Consider the following 1070-nt stretch of genomic DNA (forward strand, 5'->3'; position numbering starts at 1 on the left):
CAGACCAACCTGCTGGCCCTGAATGCGGCGATTGAAGCGGCGCGGGCCGGGGAAGCCGGTCGCGGTTTTGCTGTGGTGGCGGACGAAGTACGCGCTCTGGCGCACCGAACTCAGACTTCCACCAAGGAAATCGAGACCATCATCAACAACATTCAGAGCGGTACCAAGGATGCGGTGTCTTCCATGGAACTGAGCAGCACCCGCGCCACGGAGACCCTGGCGGTGGCCAAGGCCGCCGGCGAGGCGCTGGAGCGAATTGCCGAGGGCATCGACGATATCAACGAGCGCAACCAGGTCATTGCCAGCGCTTCGGAAGAGCAGGCCAGCGTGGCGCGGGAAGTGGACCGCAATCTGGTCAAGATCAGCGACATCGCCACCCAGTCGGCGGCGGGCGCGAATCAGACCAGTGCGTCGGCCGAAGAGCTTTCCAAACTGGCGGTGGAGCTCAATACGCTGGTCAGCCGGTTCCAGCTGTAAGCGTGTTGCGGTGGGCTTTCGGGCCCACCGCGCTCGCCCCCGATTTTTTTTGCCCGCCTTTGAATCCAGACCCGCCATTGCCCTCGTCTTGATTGGTAACCCAGCGCCTCGCTGGACGCGCTAGAATGACTGATACGAGGAAATGGACCATGAAACATCTGACTCTGAATCACCTGTTGCGCATTGCGGCCGTAGCGCTGCTCGCCTTTGGCTTGATCAGTGGGGCTGTGCCCGCTTTAGCGGAAACCGCCAATTGGCAGCAACATATGCCCGAGCATATTCCCGGGGGCGATGCGGCGGCCCTGATCATTCCGGTTGTTGCCATCCTGATGGTGTTTGGCGCTCCAGCGCTGGCGGTGATTCTGATTGCCCTGTTCGTCTTCCGCCACCGGGAGCGGCGCCAGCAACTGCTCAACGAACGTATCCAGAAGTTTCTGGAGGCTGGCCAGCCGGTGCCGGAGAACCTGATGGAGGACGCGCTGCCAAGCCCGGTCCGCAACCTGAACCAGGGGTTGGTACTGCTGGGGGCGGGTATCGGTCTGACGGTGTTCCTGACCCTGATGACCGGTTTCGCTATTGGCAGCATCGGGCTG

The 1070-nt window shown here is 61.9% G+C and carries 2 protein-coding genes; both read left to right on the top strand.

Translation table 11 applies throughout. From position 1 onward, the window contains the following. A partial coding sequence (locus B3520_RS07730) for a methyl-accepting chemotaxis protein (RefSeq protein ID WP_286875811.1) occupies nucleotides 1–477 on the top strand: 477 nt, incomplete at its 5' end. 149 nt (nucleotides 478–626) lie between these two features. Next, the coding region (locus B3520_RS07735; RefSeq protein ID WP_286875813.1) for a DUF6249 domain-containing protein at nucleotides 627–1070 on the top strand (444 nt) is incomplete at its 3' end.

It is taken from the genome of Marinimicrobium sp. UBA4509 (genome assembly GCF_002388575.1).
GTDB classification, from domain to species: Bacteria; Pseudomonadota; Gammaproteobacteria; order Pseudomonadales; family Cellvibrionaceae; genus Marinimicrobium; species Marinimicrobium koreense.